Below are 15,869 nucleotides of genomic sequence, written 5' to 3' on the forward strand. Positions count from 1 at the left end.
GCCAGGTCTCCGGAACACCCTGCAATCCCGAGCCACCCAGCGTTGTAACGTGTCGTTTTAGCATTTGGAAGCAATGTTTTGCATGACGCGCAGTTATAGAAAAGGAACGCTGTCTGACCCGCATCGCAGTCCGGAGGAAGGAAACAATAAGAACAGCATGTGGGCGTTATTCATGATAAGAAATGTGAAAAAACAAAGACCTGTCAATCTGGATCTGAAAACGATCCGATTCCCTGTAACAGCAATAGCGTCCATTCTGCACCGTGTTTCTGGTGTGATTACGTTTGTGGCGGTCGGTATCTTGCTGTGGTTACTGGGAACCAGCCTCTCATCCCCTGAAGGATTCCTCCAGGCCTCAGCCATTATGAACAGCTTCTTCGTGAAATTTATCATGTGGGGCATTCTGACCGCGCTGGCCTATCACGTGGTTGGCGGCGTTCGCCATATGCTGATGGACTTTGGCTACCTGGAAGAGACGTTCGAGGCCGGTAAACGTACCGCTAACATTTCATTTGTGATCACTGTCGTGCTTTCACTTCTCGCAGGAGTTCTCGTATGGTAAGCAACGCCTCCGCATTAGGACGCAACGGCGTACATGACTTCATCCTGGTCCGTGCTACCGCCATCGTTCTCACCCTTTACATCATCTATATGATCGGTTTCTTCGCGACCAGCGGCACGCTGACGTGGGAAATCTGGAGTGGTTTCTTCGGATCGGCCTTCACCAAAGTGTTCACCCTGCTGGCTCTGTTCTCCATCCTTATTCATGCCTGGATTGGCATGTGGCAGGTGTTGACCGATTACGTTAAACCGCTGGCGATTCGCCTTCCGCTGCAACTGATTATTGTTGTTGCTCTGCTGGTTTACGTCATTTATGGATTTGTTGTGGTGTGGGGTGTGTAATGAAACTGCCAGTCAGAGAATTTGATGCTGTTGTGATTGGTGCGGGTGGCGCAGGTATGCGCGCCGCACTACAAATTTCCCAGAGCGGCCAGACCTGTGCGCTGCTCTCTAAAGTATTCCCGACCCGTTCCCACACTGTGTCTGCGCAGGGCGGTATCACCGTTGCGCTGGGTAATTCCCATGAAGATAACTGGGAATGGCATATGTACGATACGGTAAAAGGTTCCGATTACATCGGTGACCAGGATGCCATCGAATATATGTGTAAAACCGGCCCGGAAGCGATTCTGGAGCTGGACCACATGGGTCTGCCGTTCTCTCGTCTGGAAAATGGCACCATCTATCAGCGTCCGTTTGGCGGCCAGTCGAAAAACTTCGGCGGCGAGCAGGCGGCACGTACCGCAGCGGCGGCTGACCGTACCGGCCACGCGCTGCTACACACGCTGTATCAGCAGAACCTGAAAAACCACACCACCATCTTCTCCGAGTGGTATGCGCTGGATCTGGTGAAAAACGCCGATGGCGCCGTGGTGGGTTGTACCGCCCTGTGCATCGAAACCGGTGAAGTGGTCTACTTCAAAGCCCGCGCAACCGTGCTGGCGACCGGCGGCGCAGGCCGTATCTATCAGTCCACTACCAACGCCCATATCAACACCGGTGACGGCGTTGGGATGGCGATCCGCGCTGGCGTGCCGGTGCAGGACATGGAGATGTGGCAGTTCCACCCAACCGGTATCGCCGGTGCGGGCGTACTGGTGACAGAAGGCTGCCGTGGTGAAGGTGGTTACCTGCTGAACAAACATGGCGAGCGCTTCATGGAGCGTTATGCGCCAAACGCAAAAGACCTTGCGGGCCGTGACGTGGTGGCGCGTTCCATCATGATCGAAATCCGTGAAGGCCGCGGCTGTGACGGCCCTTGGGGTCCACACGCGAAGCTGAAACTCGACCATCTGGGTAAAGAAGTGCTGGAATCCCGTCTGCCGGGCATTCTGGAGCTGTCCCGCACCTTCGCGCACGTCGACCCGGTGAAAGAGCCAATTCCGGTTATCCCAACCTGTCACTACATGATGGGCGGTATTCCGACCAAAGTGACCGGTCAGGCGCTGACCGTGAACGAGCAGGGCGAAGACGTGGTCATCCCTGGCCTGTTCGCGGTAGGCGAAATTGCCTGCGTATCCGTGCACGGCGCAAACCGTCTGGGCGGCAACTCCCTGCTGGACCTGGTGGTATTTGGTCGTGCGGTGGGGCTGCATCTCCAGGAATCTATTGCCGAGCAGGGCGCGCTGCGTGATGCGACCGACGACGAAATAGATGCCTCTCTTGAGCGCCTCAACCGCTGGAACGGCAACCGTAGCGGCGAAGATCCGGTGGAGATCCGTAAGGCGTTGCAGGAGTGTATGCAGCACAACTTCTCGGTATTCCGCGAAGGTGACGCGATGGCCAAAGGGCTTGAGCAGCTGAAAGCGATCCGCGAGCGTCTGAAGAATGCCCGTCTGGATGATACCTCCAGCGAGTTCAACACCCAGCGCGTTGAGTGCCTGGAGCTGGATAACCTGATGGAAACCGCGTTCGCCACTGCGATGTCGGCAAACTTCCGTACCGAAAGCCGTGGCGCCCATAGCCGCTTCGACTTCCCGGATCGTGATGACGAAAACTGGCTGTGCCATTCCCTGTATCTGCCAGAGTCGGAAACCATGACGCGTCGTAGCGTTAACATGGAACCGAAACTGCGTCCGGCGTTCCCGCCGAAGATTCGTACTTACTAATGCGGAGACAGGATAATGAAACTCGAATTCTCAGTTTATCGTTATAACCCGGATGTAGACGATGCTCCGCGTATGCAGGATTACACCCTCGAAGCGGAAGAAGGTCGTGACATGATGCTGCTGGATGCCTTAATCCAGCTGAAAGAGAAAGATCCTACGCTGTCGTTCCGCCGCTCCTGCCGTGAAGGGGTGTGTGGCTCTGACGGTGTAAACATGAACGGCAAAAACGGTCTGGCCTGTATCACGCCAATTTCAGCGCTACAGCGTCCTGGCCAGAAAATTGTGATCCGTCCTTTGCCTGGCCTGCCGGTCGTGCGTGATTTGGTGGTGGACATGGGGCAATTCTATGCACAATATGAGAAGATTAAGCCTTACTTATTGAATAATGGGCAAAATCCACCCGCTCGCGAGCACTTACAGTCTCCTGAGCAGCGTGAAAAACTCGATGGGTTGTACGAGTGTATTCTCTGTGCATGCTGTTCAACGTCATGCCCGTCATTCTGGTGGAACCCGGATAAATTTATCGGCCCTGCGGGTCTGCTGGCTGCCTATCGCTTCCTGATCGACAGCCGCGATACCGAAACCGAGAATCGTCTGGAAGGGCTAAGTGACGCTTTCAGCGTATTCCGCTGCCATAGCATCATGAACTGCGTCAGTGTGTGTCCTAAGGGGCTGAACCCGACGCGCGCCATCGGCCATATTAAGTCGATGTTGTTGCAGCGCAGTGCGTAAGTAACAACGCCGGATGGCGCTGCGCTTATCCGGCCTACGTAACAGTAGGCCCGGTAAGCGTAGCGCCACCGGGCAAATTGCAGAAACCTTTAAAAACTGCCAGATAAGTAAATAATCGAGACGTTCAGCGCGAGACAAGGCGCGGTTGAACGAATCCCCTGGAGCATAGTTGACTATGTGACTGGGGTGAGTGAAAGCCGCAACGCAGTCGCAGCCGGAACGACGAAGATTATTTAGACAGTTTCTAAAGGTTCCTTCGCGGGCCACAAAGAGCTCGCAGGTGAACCCCGGCACGTACACGTGGTGTGCGTGGTAGTTTCTACGGCGAAAGTAAGCATAAAAATGCTTAAGGGATCACGATGCAGAACGGCGCAATGAAAGCCTGGCTGGACTCTTCTTACCTCTCTGGTTCAAACCAGAGCTGGATAGAACAGCTCTATGAAGACTTCTTAACCGATCCTGACTCAGTGGACGCAAACTGGCGTTCCATGTTCCAGCAGTTGCCTGGTACAGGGGTCAAACCGGATCAATTCCATTCAAAAACACGTGATTATTTCCGTCGTCTGGCGAAGGATGCCTCACGTTACTCTTCTGCGATTTCCGACCCTGACACCAATGCGAAGCAGGTTAAAGTCCTGCAACTTATCAACGCTTATCGCTTCCGTGGTCACCAGCATGCGAATCTCGATCCGCTGGGACTGTGGCAGCAGGAACGTGTAGCGGATCTCGATCCGGCTTATCACGATCTGACCGAGGCCGATTTCCAGGAAAGCTTTAACGTAGGTTCCTTTGCCATCGGCAAAGACACGATGAAGCTGGGCGATCTGATTGACGCGCTCAAGCAAACCTACTGCGGCTCCATCGGCGCGGAATATATGCACATTACCTCCACCGAAGAGAAACGCTGGATCCAGCAGCGTATCGAATCCGTGGCAGGCCACGCGAATTTCTCAGCAGAAGAGAAAAAACGTTTCCTCAGCGAACTGACCGCAGCGGAAGGCCTTGAGCGCTATCTGGGCGCGAAATTCCCTGGCGCAAAACGCTTCTCACTGGAGGGCGGCGATGCGTTAGTCCCGATGCTGAAAGAGCTGATTCGTCATGCCGGTAAGAGCGGCACGCGCGAAGTGGTGCTGGGCATGGCGCACCGTGGTCGCCTGAACGTGCTGGTTAACGTGCTGGGTAAAAAGCCGCAGGATCTGTTCGACGAATTTGCGGGTAAACATAAAGAGCACCTCGGCACCGGTGACGTGAAGTACCACATGGGCTTCTCGTCGGATATCGAAACCGAGGGCGGTCAGGTTCACCTGGCGCTGGCGTTTAACCCGTCGCACCTGGAAATCGTCAGCCCGGTGGTTATCGGTTCCGTGCGTGCGCGTCTGGATCGTCTGGACGAGCCGAGCAGCAATAAAGTACTGCCAATCACTATTCACGGTGATGCGGCGGTCACAGGGCAGGGCGTGGTTCAGGAAACCCTGAACATGTCGAAAGCGCGTGGTTATGAAGTGGGCGGTACCGTTCGCATCGTAATCAACAACCAGGTGGGCTTCACCACCTCTAACCCGCTGGATGCGCGTTCCACCCCGTACTGCACCGACATCGGTAAAATGGTTCAGGCGCCAATTTTCCACGTTAACGCGGATGACCCTGAAGCCGTTGCTTTCGTTACCCGTCTGGCGCTGGACTTCCGTAACACCTTCAAGCGCGATGTGTTCATTGACCTCTTCTGCTACCGCCGTCACGGCCACAACGAAGCGGATGAGCCAAGTGCAACCCAGCCGCTGATGTACCAGAAAATCAAAAAACACCCGACGCCGCGTAAAATCTACGCTGACAAGCTGGAAAGCGAAAAAGTGGCGACGCTGGAAGATGCGACCGAGATGGTCAACCTCTACCGCGACGCGCTGGACGCGGGTGAATGCGTGGTCAAAGAGCTGCGCCCAATGAACATGCACTCCTTTACCTGGTCGCCGTACCTCAACCACGAGTGGGACGAGAGCTACCCGAACAAGGTTGAGATGAAGCGTTTGCAGGAACTGGCTAAACGCATCAGCACCGTGCCGGAAGCGATCGAGATGCAGTCCCGCGTGGCCAAGATCTATGGCGATCGCCAGGCAATGGCGGCGGGTGAGAAGCTGTTCGACTGGGGCGGCGCGGAAACGCTGGCCTATGCGACGCTGGTTGACGAAGGTATTCCGGTTCGTCTGTCCGGTGAAGATGCGGGTCGTGGCACCTTCTTCCACCGTCATGCGGTTGTACACAACCAGTCTAACGGTTCAACGTACACTCCGCTTCAGCACGTGCATAACGGTCAGGGCCAGTTCAAGGTCTGGGACTCCGTGCTGTCAGAAGAAGCGGTTCTGGCCTTCGAATACGGCTACGCCACCGCAGAACCCCGCACCCTGACCATCTGGGAAGCGCAGTTCGGTGACTTCGCCAACGGTGCGCAGGTCGTCATCGACCAGTTCATCTCCTCCGGTGAGCAGAAGTGGGGCCGTATGTGCGGTCTGGTGATGCTGCTGCCGCACGGCTATGAAGGACAAGGTCCGGAGCACTCCTCCGCGCGTCTGGAGCGTTATCTGCAACTCTGCGCCGAGCAGAATATGCAGGTTTGCGTGCCGTCCACTCCGGCTCAGGTTTACCACATGCTGCGTCGTCAGGCGCTGCGCGGTATGCGCCGTCCGCTGGTAGTCATGTCACCAAAATCCCTGCTGCGCCATCCACTGGCGGTCTCCAGCCTGGAAGAGCTGGCAAACGGCACCTTCCTGCCGGCCATCGGTGAAATTGACGAGCTGGATCCGCAGGCCGTTAAGCGTGTCGTAATGTGTTCTGGTAAGGTTTATTACGACCTGCTGGAACAGCGCCGTAAGAACGATCAGAAAGATGTCGCCATCGTGCGTATCGAACAGCTTTATCCGTTCCCGCATCAGGCGATGCAGGAAGTGCTGAAACAGTACGCTCACGTTCATGATTTTGTCTGGTGCCAGGAAGAGCCGCTCAACCAGGGCGCATGGTATTGCAGCCAGCATCATTTCCGTGAAGTGATTCCATTTGGGTCTGCCCTGCGTTATGCAGGTCGCCCGGCCTCCGCCTCTCCGGCGGTAGGGTATATGTCCGTTCACCAGAAGCAGCAACAAGATCTGGTCAATGACGCGCTGAACGTCGATTAATTAAAGGATACATAATGAGTAGCGTAGATATTCTTGTTCCCGACCTGCCTGAGTCCGTAGCAGATGCAACCGTCGCCACCTGGCACAAAAAACCAGGCGACGCGGTAACCCGTGACGAAGTGCTGGTAGAAATCGAAACTGACAAAGTGGTACTGGAAGTACCGGCTTCAGCGGATGGCATTCTGGATGCAGTCCTGGAAGATGAAGGTACGACCGTCACTTCTCGCCAGATCCTGGGTCGCCTGCGTGAAGGCAATAGCGCGGGCAAAGAGTCCAGCGCCAAATCTGAAGAGAAAGCGTCTACTCCGGCCCAGCGCCAGCAGGCGTCTCTGTCCGATCAGACCAATGACGCGCTCAGCCCGGCGATCCGTCGCCTGCTGGCTGAGCACAGCCTCGATCCGGCAGCCATCAAAGGCACCGGCGTGGGTGGCCGTCTGACGCGCGAAGACATCGACAAGCATCTGGCAAAAGCGCCTTCTGAGGCGAAAGCGGAAGCGAAAGCCCCTGCGGCAGCACCAGCGGCACAGCCAGCTCTGGGCGCACGTAGCGAAAAACGCGTGCCGATGACCCGCCTGCGTAAGCGCGTGGCCGAGCGTCTGCTGGAAGCGAAAAACTCCACCGCGATGCTGACCACCTTTAACGAAGTCAACATGAAGCCAATCATGGATCTGCGCAAGCAGTACGGTGACGCGTTTGAAAAACGTCACGGTATCCGTCTGGGCTTCATGTCCTTCTACGTGAAAGCGGTAGTTGAAGCGCTGAAACGCTACCCGGAAGTGAACGCGTCTATCGATGGCGATGACGTGGTTTACCACAACTACTTCGACGTCAGCATGGCGGTTTCTACCCCGCGCGGCCTGGTTACCCCGGTTCTGCGTGACGTGGATACCCTGGGTATGGCTGACATCGAGAAGAAAATCAAAGAGCTGGCCGTGAAAGGCCGTGACGGCAAGCTGACCGTTGAGGACCTGACTGGCGGTAACTTCACCATTACCAACGGTGGTGTGTTCGGCTCGCTGATGTCTACCCCGATCATCAACCCGCCGCAGAGCGCGATCCTGGGTATGCATGCCATTAAAGATCGTCCAATGGCGGTAGACGGTAAAGTGGAGATCCTGCCGATGATGTACCTGGCGCTCTCTTACGATCACCGCCTGATCGACGGCCGCGAGTCCGTAGGCTTCCTGGTTGCCATTAAAGAGCTGCTGGAAGATCCAACGCGTCTGCTGCTGGACGTCTAGTTTTTGCAGTCTTGCCCGGCGGCGCGTTGCTTGCCGGGCCTACAAAAGCACTACCTAACGATTACCTGAAGGATGGATAGAACACATGAACTTACATGAATATCAGGCCAAACAGCTGTTTGCCCGGTATGGCTTACCGGCTCCGGTGGGTTATGCCTGTACTACCCCGCGTGAAGCAGAAGAAGCCGCGTCTAAAATCGGTTCCGGCCCGTGGGTAGTTAAATGTCAGGTTCACGCTGGTGGCCGTGGTAAAGCGGGCGGTGTGAAGGTTGTTAAGAGCAAAGAAGAGATCCGTGCGTTTGCTGAACATTGGCTCGGCAAGCGTCTGGTAACCTACCAGACAGATGCGAACGGCCAGCCGGTTAACCAGATCCTGGTGGAAGCGGCAACCGACATCGCGAAAGAACTGTACCTCGGCGCAGTCGTAGACCGTAGCTCCCGTCGCGTGGTGTTCATGGCGTCTACCGAAGGCGGCGTGGAAATCGAAAAAGTGGCGGAAGAAACCCCGCACCTGATCCACAAAGTGGCTATCGATCCGCTGGCGGGCCCAATGCCTTACCAGGGTCGTGAGCTGGCATTCAAACTGGGTCTGGAAGGCAAGCTGGTTCAGCAGTTCACCAAGATCTTCATGGGTCTGGCGACCATTTTCCTGGAGCGCGATTTGGCGCTGATCGAGATCAACCCGCTGGTGATCACCACCCAGGGCGACCTGATCTGCCTCGACGGCAAGCTGGGCGCTGACGGCAACGCGCTGTTCCGCCAGTCCGATCTGCGTGAAATGCGCGATCAGTCTCAGGAAGATCCGCGTGAAGCACAGGCTGCACAGTGGGAGCTGAACTACGTCGCGCTGGATGGCAACATCGGCTGCATGGTTAACGGTGCGGGCCTGGCAATGGGCACCATGGACATCGTTAAGCTGCACGGCGGTGAGCCAGCGAACTTCCTCGACGTGGGCGGTGGCGCAACTAAAGAGCGCGTAACCGAAGCGTTCAAAATCATTCTCTCTGACAGCAACGTGAAAGCGGTTCTGGTGAACATCTTCGGCGGTATCGTACGTTGCGACCTGATCGCCGACGGTATCATCGGCGCGGTAGAAGAAGTGGGCGTTAACGTTCCGGTTGTTGTACGTCTGGAAGGGAACAACGCTGAACTCGGCGCGAAAAAACTGGCTGACAGCGGCCTGAATATTATTGCAGCGAAAAGTCTGACGGATGCAGCTCAGCAGGTTGTTGCCGCAGTGGAGGGGAAATAATGTCCGTTTTAATTAATAAAGATACCAAGGTTATCTGCCAGGGCTTCACCGGTAGCCAGGGGACTTTCCACTCCGAACAGGCGATTGCCTACGGTACGCAGATGGTTGGCGGCGTAACGCCAGGTAAAGGCGGCACCACGCACCTGGGCCTGCCGGTGTTCAACACCGTGCGTGAAGCGGTAGAAGCGACGGGCGCAACCGCGACCGTGATCTACGTACCGGCGCCGTTCTGCAAAGACTCTATTCTGGAAGCGATCGACGCAGGCATTAAGCTGATCATCACCATCACCGAAGGCATCCCGACGCTGGATATGCTGACCGTGAAGGTGAAGCTGGACGAAGCAGGCGTGCGCATGATCGGCCCGAACTGCCCAGGCGTTATCACTCCAGGCGAATGCAAAATCGGTATCATGCCGGGCCACATTCATCGCCCAGGCAAAGTGGGTATCGTGTCCCGTTCCGGTACCCTGACCTATGAAGCGGTTAAGCAGACCACCGACTACGGTTTCGGCCAGTCCACCTGCGTGGGCATCGGCGGTGACCCGATCCCGGGCTCTAACTTCATCGACATCCTGAAGCTGTTCCAGGAAGATCCACAGACCGAAGCGATCGTGATGATCGGTGAGATCGGTGGTAGCGCGGAAGAAGAAGCGGCTGCTTACATCAAAGATCATGTGACCAAGCCGGTGGTGGGTTACATCGCGGGTGTGACCGCGCCGAAAGGCAAACGTATGGGTCACGCGGGCGCGATTATCGCAGGCGGTAAAGGTACGGCTGATGAGAAATTCGCAGCACTGGAAGCCGCAGGCGTGAAAACCGTTCGCAGCCTGGCGGATATCGGTGAAGCACTGAAATCCATCATTAAGTAAGTCCTCTCTGCTCCCCGAATGGGGCGCGTTGAAGTATAAAAAAATGTCCGTTTCGACATGGTTGGCCGCTGTAAAGCGGCCTTTTTTTATTGCCTGCGTTTAGCCACCAGAGTGAATTTATAGTCGTCGGTGTTAAACACGTTGCGACTGTATTCAAATACCCGGCCGTCTTTCAGAAAGCCACGAGAGACTTTTTCCAGAATCGGTTTTGCCGGATCGAGCGCCAGGGCGGCAATCGCCTCATCCGATGGCATGACTGGCACCAGCTCCTGCTCGCTGCGATCGATCACCATCTTTTTGATCTGCTCAATGTAATGGTATTTCGACTGTTCCATCACTTCCCAGGTGAGGTCGGGGAACATCGCCAGCGGCATCCATGTCTCTTCCAGATTCACCGGCTTTTCCCTGATGAAGCGTACGCGCTTGACGTGCCAGACCTTATCATCCGGATTGAGCGCAAGTTTTGCCGCGAGCCGCTCATCGGCTTTCACCACTTCGAAGATGCTGACGTCGCTGTGCGTATCGACGTTGCGATCCGCTAATTTTTCGTAAAAACCGGTGAGCTGATAAATATCGTAATTCACCCGCTCCTCTTTTACATACGAGCCGCTGCCCTGAATACTTTCGATGATCTGCTCGTCGGCGAGCAGCTTCAAAGCCTGCCGCACGGTGACCCGGCTGACGCTAAACGCCTCCTGAAGGCTGGATTCCGTCGGCAGCGCGTCGCCAGGTTTTAACTCACCGGCATTAATTTTCTCGCGGAACGCATCGGCGATCTGCCGGTACATCGGTTTATTGCCCATTGTGTCGCGCCTTTTTAATACCTTTTCAGAGAATTATGCCTTCAGTGGTGAATTTGTAAATAATACAAATAAGATACAAATATCAGTGTTAGTGAAAATGATCACATAAATGTATTGTCCGGTCTGCCACAATCCTGCCCAGACAATAACTTTGGATAGGTGAGGATCTTATGAACCTGACGACTCTGACCGACCCCCGTGCTGTCTGCGTGCAGGCGCAGTTTACCAGCCGTGATGAGGCAATCCGTCAGCTTGCGACGCGGCTGGTGGCGTTGGGCAAAATAGCCAACGCCGATACGTTTCTGGCTGACGTTTTCCATCGGGAATCGCTTGGCCCGACGGCGCTGGGCGAGGGGCTGGCCGTACCTCATGGTAAATCAGTGGCGGTAAACGAAGCGGCTTTTGCCGTGGCCACACTGCGTGAGCCGCTGGCCTGGGAAGGTGTGGACGGACCGGAGGAGGTCGAGCTAATTTTTCTGCTCGCCATTCCTCCCGCACAAGCGGGATCAACGCATATTCAGGTCCTGACGGAACTAACGTCTCGCCTGGCGGATGACGAGCTCAGGGCGCGCGTGATGACGGCGACCAGCGCGGAAGCGGTGCTTGCGGCGCTGGAAACGGCGCCTGACGCACAAGAAACCGCCGTTGCGGGGAATGCCCCGACGCTCGTCTGCGTTACCGCCTGTCCGGCCGGGATCGCCCATACCTACATGGCAGCGGAATATCTCGAAAAAGCGGGACGTAAGCTCGGCGTCAATGTGGTGGTCGAAAAGCAGGGGGCAAATGGTATTGAGGGGCGCATCACCGCGCAGCAGTTGCAGGAGGCAAAAGCGTGTATCTTCGCGGCGGAAGTGGCGATCAAAGAGCGTGAGCGTTTTCAGGGGATCCCCGCCATTTCCGTGCCCGTCGCGGAACCCTTACGCCATGCGGAAGCGCTCATTGAGCGTGCGCTGGCGCTACAGCCTGTATCCGATGCGCGTCCTGCGCACGTCGACACGGACGCGAAAAAGTGCGTTAAAACCGAACTCAAGCAGGCGCTGCTCAGCGGTATCTCTTTTGCGGTGCCGCTGATTGTCGCTGGCGGCACGGTGCTGGCCGTGTCGGTACTGCTGGCGCAAATCCTGGGCTTGCAGCATCTGTTCGATCAGGAAAACTCGTGGCTGTGGATGTACCGCAAACTGGGCGGCGGGATGCTTGGTATTCTGATGGTGCCTGTTCTGGCGGCCTATACCGCTTACTCGCTGGCGGATAAACCTGCGCTAACGCCGGGCTTTGCGGCGGGTCTTGCCGCCAATATGATCGGCTCTGGTTTTCTCGGGGCCATCGTCGGCGGGCTGATTGCGGGCTACCTGATGCGCTGGGTGAAAAACCACATCCGGCTGAGTAGCCGCTACAACGGCTTTCTGACCTTTTATCTCTATCCGGTGATTGGCGTGCTGGGCGCAGGCAGCCTGATGCTGTTTGTGATCGGCGAACCGGTGGCCTGGATCAATAATGCCCTGACCGCCTGGCTTAACGGTCTGTCCGGCGCGAACGCGCTGCTGCTGGGGGCGATCCTGGGCTTTATGTGCTCGTTCGATCTGGGCGGTCCGGTCAACAAAGCCTCTTACGCGTTCTGTCTGGGAGCGATGGCCAATGGCGTATACGGGCCTTATGCGATTTTTGCCTCCGTCAAAATGGTATCGGCCTTTACCGTGACGGCATCAACGATGCTGGCTCCGAACCTGTTCAAACAGTTCGAAATTGAAACCGGCAAGTCCACCTGGCTGCTGGGGCTGGCGGGCATCACCGAAGGGGCAATTCCGATGGCTATCGAGGATCCGTTGCGGGTCATTGGCTCATTTGTTCTGGGGTCAATGGTGACCGGAGCGATTGTCGGGGCGATGGGGATTGGGCTATCCACCCCCGGCGCGGGCATTTTCTCGCTCTTCTTACTGCATGATGCCGGGCTGGGCGGCGTGATGGCCGCTGTCGGCTGGTTTGGCGCCGCGCTGGCTGGCGCCGCAATCTCTACGCTCATTTTACTGCTCTGGCGACGCCAGGCCGTGAAGAGCGGCACCTACGTGACTGAAGACATACCCTCCTAAACACGCACCGACAGGAAACGAAGATGAAAGCTGTATCTCGCGTTCATATCACGCCACATATGCACTGGGACCGGGAGTGGTACTTCACCACCGAAGCGTCACGTATTCTTCTGGTCAATAATATGGAAGAGATCCTCACTCGTCTTGAGCAGGACGCAGAGTATAAATACTACGTACTCGACGGCCAGACGGCGGTGCTGGAAGATTATTTTGCCGTGAAACCGGAAAACAGGCCACGCGTGAAGGCACTGGTGGCGGCCGGGAAGCTGATTATCGGGCCGTGGTATACCCAGACGGATACCACCCTTGTTTCCGGCGAGTCGATCGTCCGAAATCTGATGTACGGTATACGCGACTGTCTGGCCTTTGGCGAGCCCATGAAAATTGGCTATCTGCCGGACTCCTTCGGCATGTCCTCCCAGTTGCCGCACATTTACAACGGTTTTGGCATCACGCGCACCATGTTCTGGCGCGGGTGTTCCGAGCGGCACGGTACCGATAAAACCGAATTTCTCTGGCAAAGTCAGGACGGCAGCGAAGTGACGGCACAGGTGCTGCCGCTGGGCTACGCGATTGGTAAGTACTTACCGGAGGATGAGGCCGGGCTGCGCAAACGGCTCGACACGTACTTCGAGGTGCTTGAAAAAGCCTCCGTGACGAAAGAAATCTTACTGCCTAACGGCCATGATCAGATGCCGCTCCAGCAGAACATCTTTGCGGTGATGGATAAGCTGCGCGAAATCTATCCGCAGCGTCAGTTTGTGATGAGCCGCTTCGAGGAGGTGTTTGACCACATTGACGCGCACCGCGATGAACTGGCGACGCTGAAAGGGGAGTTTATTGACGGTAAATATATGCGCGTGCACCGGACGATAGGCTCCACGCGGATGGATATCAAAATCGCCCATGCCCGGATAGAGAATAAAATCGTCAACGTCCTTGAGCCGCTGGCCACGCTTGCCTGGACGCTGGGCTTTGAGTATCACCACGGCTTGCTGGAAAAAATGTGGAAAGAGATCCTCAAGAATCACGCCCATGACAGTATCGGCTGCTGCTGTAGTGACAAAGTGCATCGTGAGGTGATGTCCCGCTTCGAGCTGGCGGAAGACATGGCCGATAACCTGACGTGCTTTTATATGCGCAAGATTGTCGACAACATGCCGCAGAGCGAGGAAGACAAACTGGTGATGTTTAACCTCACGCCCTGGCCGCGTGAGGAAGTGATTAACACCACGATACGTCTGCGCGCCAGCCAGTTCCGCCTGCTGGACGATAGGGGGAATGAAATCCCTTACTGCCTGCGCAGCGCGCGTGAAATCGACCCCGGCTTGATTGACCGGCAAATTGTGCATTACGGCAACTACGATCCCTTTATGGAGTTTGATATCCAGCTCAATCAGATCCTGCCATCAATGGGTTACCGCACGCTCTATATCGAGCCGCACGTGGCCGGCAAGCTGCTGGCGGCAGAAAAATCGTCGGAGGCGTTGCTGGAAAATGCTTTCTGGGAAATAACGTTAAACGACGACGGCACCCTGCGTCTGCTCGATAAAGCGTCCGGGCTTATCTATGACCGCGCGCTGGAAATAGAAGAGAGCTCGGATGATGGCGATGAGTACGACTACTCGCCTTCACGGGAAGAGTGGAGACTCACTTCCGCTCAGGGCGAGCATGAGGTTGAGGTGATCCACGAGGCCTGGCAGAGCAGGGCGGTGATCCGCCATCGCATGGCGGTGCCGGCGGATCTCGCCGAACGTTCTGCGCGTCAGCAGACGGGAACGCTTGAGGCAGAACTCACGGTCACGCTCAGCCATAACAGCCGACGTATCGACGTTGAGGCGCGTCTCGGAAATCACGCGGATGACCACCGTGTGCGGGTGCTGATCCCGACGCCATTTACCACAGACACGGTGTTAGCCGATACCCAGTTCGGTTCGCTGACGCGTCCTGTACAGGATGAAGCGATGGCGAACTGGCAGGAGGAGGGCTGGAAGGAAGCGCCGCTGCCGGTGTGGAATCTGCTTAACTACGCTGTGCTCCAGGAACGGCGTAACGGGATGGCGCTGTTTACCGAAGGGTTGCGCGAATTTGAAGTGACTGGCGAGCGTCAAAAAACGTTTGCCCTGACGTTGCTTCGCGGCGTGGGGGTGCTTGGGAAGGAAGATTTACTGCTGCGCCCCGGCAGACCGTCCGGGATCAAAATGCCGGTGCCTGATTCGCAGATGCGGGGCCAGTTAACCTGTCGCTTTAGCCTGTTCAGTTTTAATGGTACGCCCGTCAGTGCTGGCGTTGCGCAGCAGGCGAAGTCGTGGTTAACGCCAGTGCACTGCTATAACAAAATCCCGTGGAATGCGATGAAGCTTAACCGCGCCTCTTTCACCACCCCTTGTAGCTATAGCCTGTTAACGCTGGCGCCTAACGGATGCGTACTCAGTGCGCTGAAAAAAGCGGAGGATCGTGACGAGATGATTCTTCGTCTGTACAACCCTGCGGAGACCCGCTCCTGTGACGTGGCTTTGTCTGTGAACCGTGAGGTCCAGGCCTGTTGCGAAACGGACATGAATGAGGTGCGCAAGGCGCAAGGGGAGGAGGGTTCAGCCATTACGGGGTCGTTCCGGCCATGCCAGTCACGCACCTTTAGCATAAAAATTGAAAGGTAACCCTCCGAACAAAATAAAGGCCGCATTCCTGCGGCCTTTATTTCATCAAATAGTCACGAAAGGGTGTTAATTTTAAGATTATTAAAGGTGAATGAAATGTAATCGTTTCGGCGGGTAGCAAAGCGAAAGAAAAATACTGTGAAGCAGATAACATTATATGGTTATCTTCCGGCAAAATGCGTTTTTTCTTGCGCGTTAATAAAAATCACAACTGTTTATATTATCTTCTGGCTTTTATAACCAATAACGCCTTTAAATATACATATTGTTAACAAGGTTTTTACTATCCGCACCACAAAGAAACATCATTAACAGCTCTGACTGTTTTTGATTTAAATCAATGTTTAATCCTTGGAAAAAGCCTCCGAAAGGCGTTAAATTGTTCCCGA

Annotated in this window: 11 protein-coding genes; 10 read left to right on the forward strand and 1 reads right to left on the reverse strand. The window is 55.7% G+C overall.

Annotation, left to right across the window (positions count from 1 at the left end):
- Window positions 1–157: 157 nt before the first annotated feature.
- From sdhC to sucD, 8 genes are all read left to right on the forward strand, one after another.
- On the forward strand, window positions 158–562 hold the full coding sequence (gene sdhC / locus ACOTX5_RS08135) for a succinate dehydrogenase cytochrome b556 subunit (protein ID WP_026080740.1): 405 nt from the start codon (window positions 158–160) through the stop codon (window positions 560–562).
- Window positions 556–903, forward strand: a complete 348-nt coding sequence (gene sdhD / locus ACOTX5_RS08140) for a succinate dehydrogenase membrane anchor subunit (protein WP_003858621.1) — start codon at window positions 556–558, stop codon at window positions 901–903. The genes sdhC and sdhD overlap by 7 nt, the downstream gene beginning before the upstream one ends.
- Window positions 903–2,669, forward strand: coding sequence for a succinate dehydrogenase flavoprotein subunit (sdhA, locus tag ACOTX5_RS08145; protein WP_017384970.1), 1,767 nt, complete (start codon window positions 903–905; stop codon window positions 2,667–2,669). Before sdhD ends, sdhA begins: the two co-directional genes overlap by 1 nt.
- 15 nt (window positions 2,670–2,684) lie before the next feature.
- A complete protein-coding gene (gene sdhB / locus ACOTX5_RS08150; RefSeq protein ID WP_017384969.1) occupies window positions 2,685–3,401 on the forward strand; it encodes a succinate dehydrogenase iron-sulfur subunit SdhB in 717 nt (238 codons plus the stop codon).
- 359 nt (window positions 3,402–3,760) lie between these two features.
- Window positions 3,761–6,568: a 2-oxoglutarate dehydrogenase E1 component gene (sucA, locus tag ACOTX5_RS08155; RefSeq protein ID WP_003858615.1), complete on the forward strand. Its 2,808-nt coding sequence runs from the start codon at window positions 3,761–3,763 to the stop codon at window positions 6,566–6,568.
- A gap of 14 nt (window positions 6,569–6,582) precedes the next feature.
- A complete protein-coding gene (gene odhB / locus ACOTX5_RS08160; protein ID WP_003858613.1) occupies window positions 6,583–7,809 on the forward strand; it encodes a 2-oxoglutarate dehydrogenase complex dihydrolipoyllysine-residue succinyltransferase in 1,227 nt (408 codons plus the stop codon).
- 85 nt (window positions 7,810–7,894) lie between these two features.
- Entirely contained in the window at window positions 7,895–9,061 is a 1,167-nt protein-coding gene (gene sucC / locus ACOTX5_RS08165) for an ADP-forming succinate--CoA ligase subunit beta (RefSeq protein ID WP_017384968.1), read from the forward strand.
- Entirely contained in the window at window positions 9,061–9,930 is an 870-nt protein-coding gene (sucD, locus tag ACOTX5_RS08170) for a succinate--CoA ligase subunit alpha (protein WP_003858609.1), read from the forward strand. The genes sucC and sucD overlap by 1 nt, the downstream gene beginning before the upstream one ends.
- Before the next feature lie 86 nt (window positions 9,931–10,016).
- Here the strand turns inward: sucD and ACOTX5_RS08175 are convergent, their stop codons facing one another.
- A complete protein-coding gene (locus ACOTX5_RS08175; protein ID WP_045328913.1) occupies window positions 10,017–10,733 on the reverse strand; it encodes a GntR family transcriptional regulator in 717 nt (238 codons plus the stop codon).
- A 170-nt stretch (window positions 10,734–10,903) separates the two neighbouring features.
- Between ACOTX5_RS08175 and mngA the strand changes: the two genes are divergently transcribed.
- On the forward strand, window positions 10,904–12,820 hold the full coding sequence (gene mngA, locus ACOTX5_RS08180; protein WP_045910635.1) for a PTS 2-O-a-mannosyl-D-glycerate transporter subunit IIABC: 1,917 nt from the start codon (window positions 10,904–10,906) through the stop codon (window positions 12,818–12,820).
- A 23-nt stretch (window positions 12,821–12,843) separates the two neighbouring features.
- A complete protein-coding gene (gene mngB / locus ACOTX5_RS08185) occupies window positions 12,844–15,480 on the forward strand; it encodes a mannosylglycerate hydrolase (protein ID WP_047727126.1) in 2,637 nt (878 codons plus the stop codon).
- The last annotated feature ends 389 nt before the right edge of the window (window positions 15,481–15,869 follow it).

This window comes from Enterobacter cloacae complex sp. IR5441, assembly GCF_049238215.1.
Lineage (GTDB): Bacteria > Pseudomonadota > Gammaproteobacteria > Enterobacterales > Enterobacteriaceae > Enterobacter > Enterobacter hormaechei_C.

Excerpts from the sequence above, each read along its gene's own strand:
- sdhC (WP_026080740.1), top strand. The coding sequence starts at position 158 with ATGTGGGCGTTATTCATGATAAGAAATGTGAAAAAACAAAGACCTGTC.
- sdhD (WP_003858621.1), top strand. The coding sequence starts at position 556 with ATGGTAAGCAACGCCTCCGCATTAGGACGCAACGGCGTACATGACTTC.
- sdhA (WP_017384970.1), top strand. The coding sequence starts at position 903 with ATGAAACTGCCAGTCAGAGAATTTGATGCTGTTGTGATTGGTGCGGGT.
- sdhB (WP_017384969.1), top strand. The coding sequence starts at position 2,685 with ATGAAACTCGAATTCTCAGTTTATCGTTATAACCCGGATGTAGACGAT.
- sucA (WP_003858615.1), top strand. The coding sequence starts at position 3,761 with ATGCAGAACGGCGCAATGAAAGCCTGGCTGGACTCTTCTTACCTCTCT.
- odhB (WP_003858613.1), top strand. The coding sequence starts at position 6,583 with ATGAGTAGCGTAGATATTCTTGTTCCCGACCTGCCTGAGTCCGTAGCA.
- sucC (WP_017384968.1), top strand. The coding sequence starts at position 7,895 with ATGAACTTACATGAATATCAGGCCAAACAGCTGTTTGCCCGGTATGGC.
- sucD (WP_003858609.1), top strand. The coding sequence starts at position 9,061 with ATGTCCGTTTTAATTAATAAAGATACCAAGGTTATCTGCCAGGGCTTC.
- ACOTX5_RS08175 (WP_045328913.1), bottom strand. The coding sequence starts at position 10,733 with ATGGGCAATAAACCGATGTACCGGCAGATCGCCGATGCGTTCCGCGAG.
- mngA (WP_045910635.1), top strand. The coding sequence starts at position 10,904 with ATGAACCTGACGACTCTGACCGACCCCCGTGCTGTCTGCGTGCAGGCG.
- mngB (WP_047727126.1), top strand. The coding sequence starts at position 12,844 with ATGAAAGCTGTATCTCGCGTTCATATCACGCCACATATGCACTGGGAC.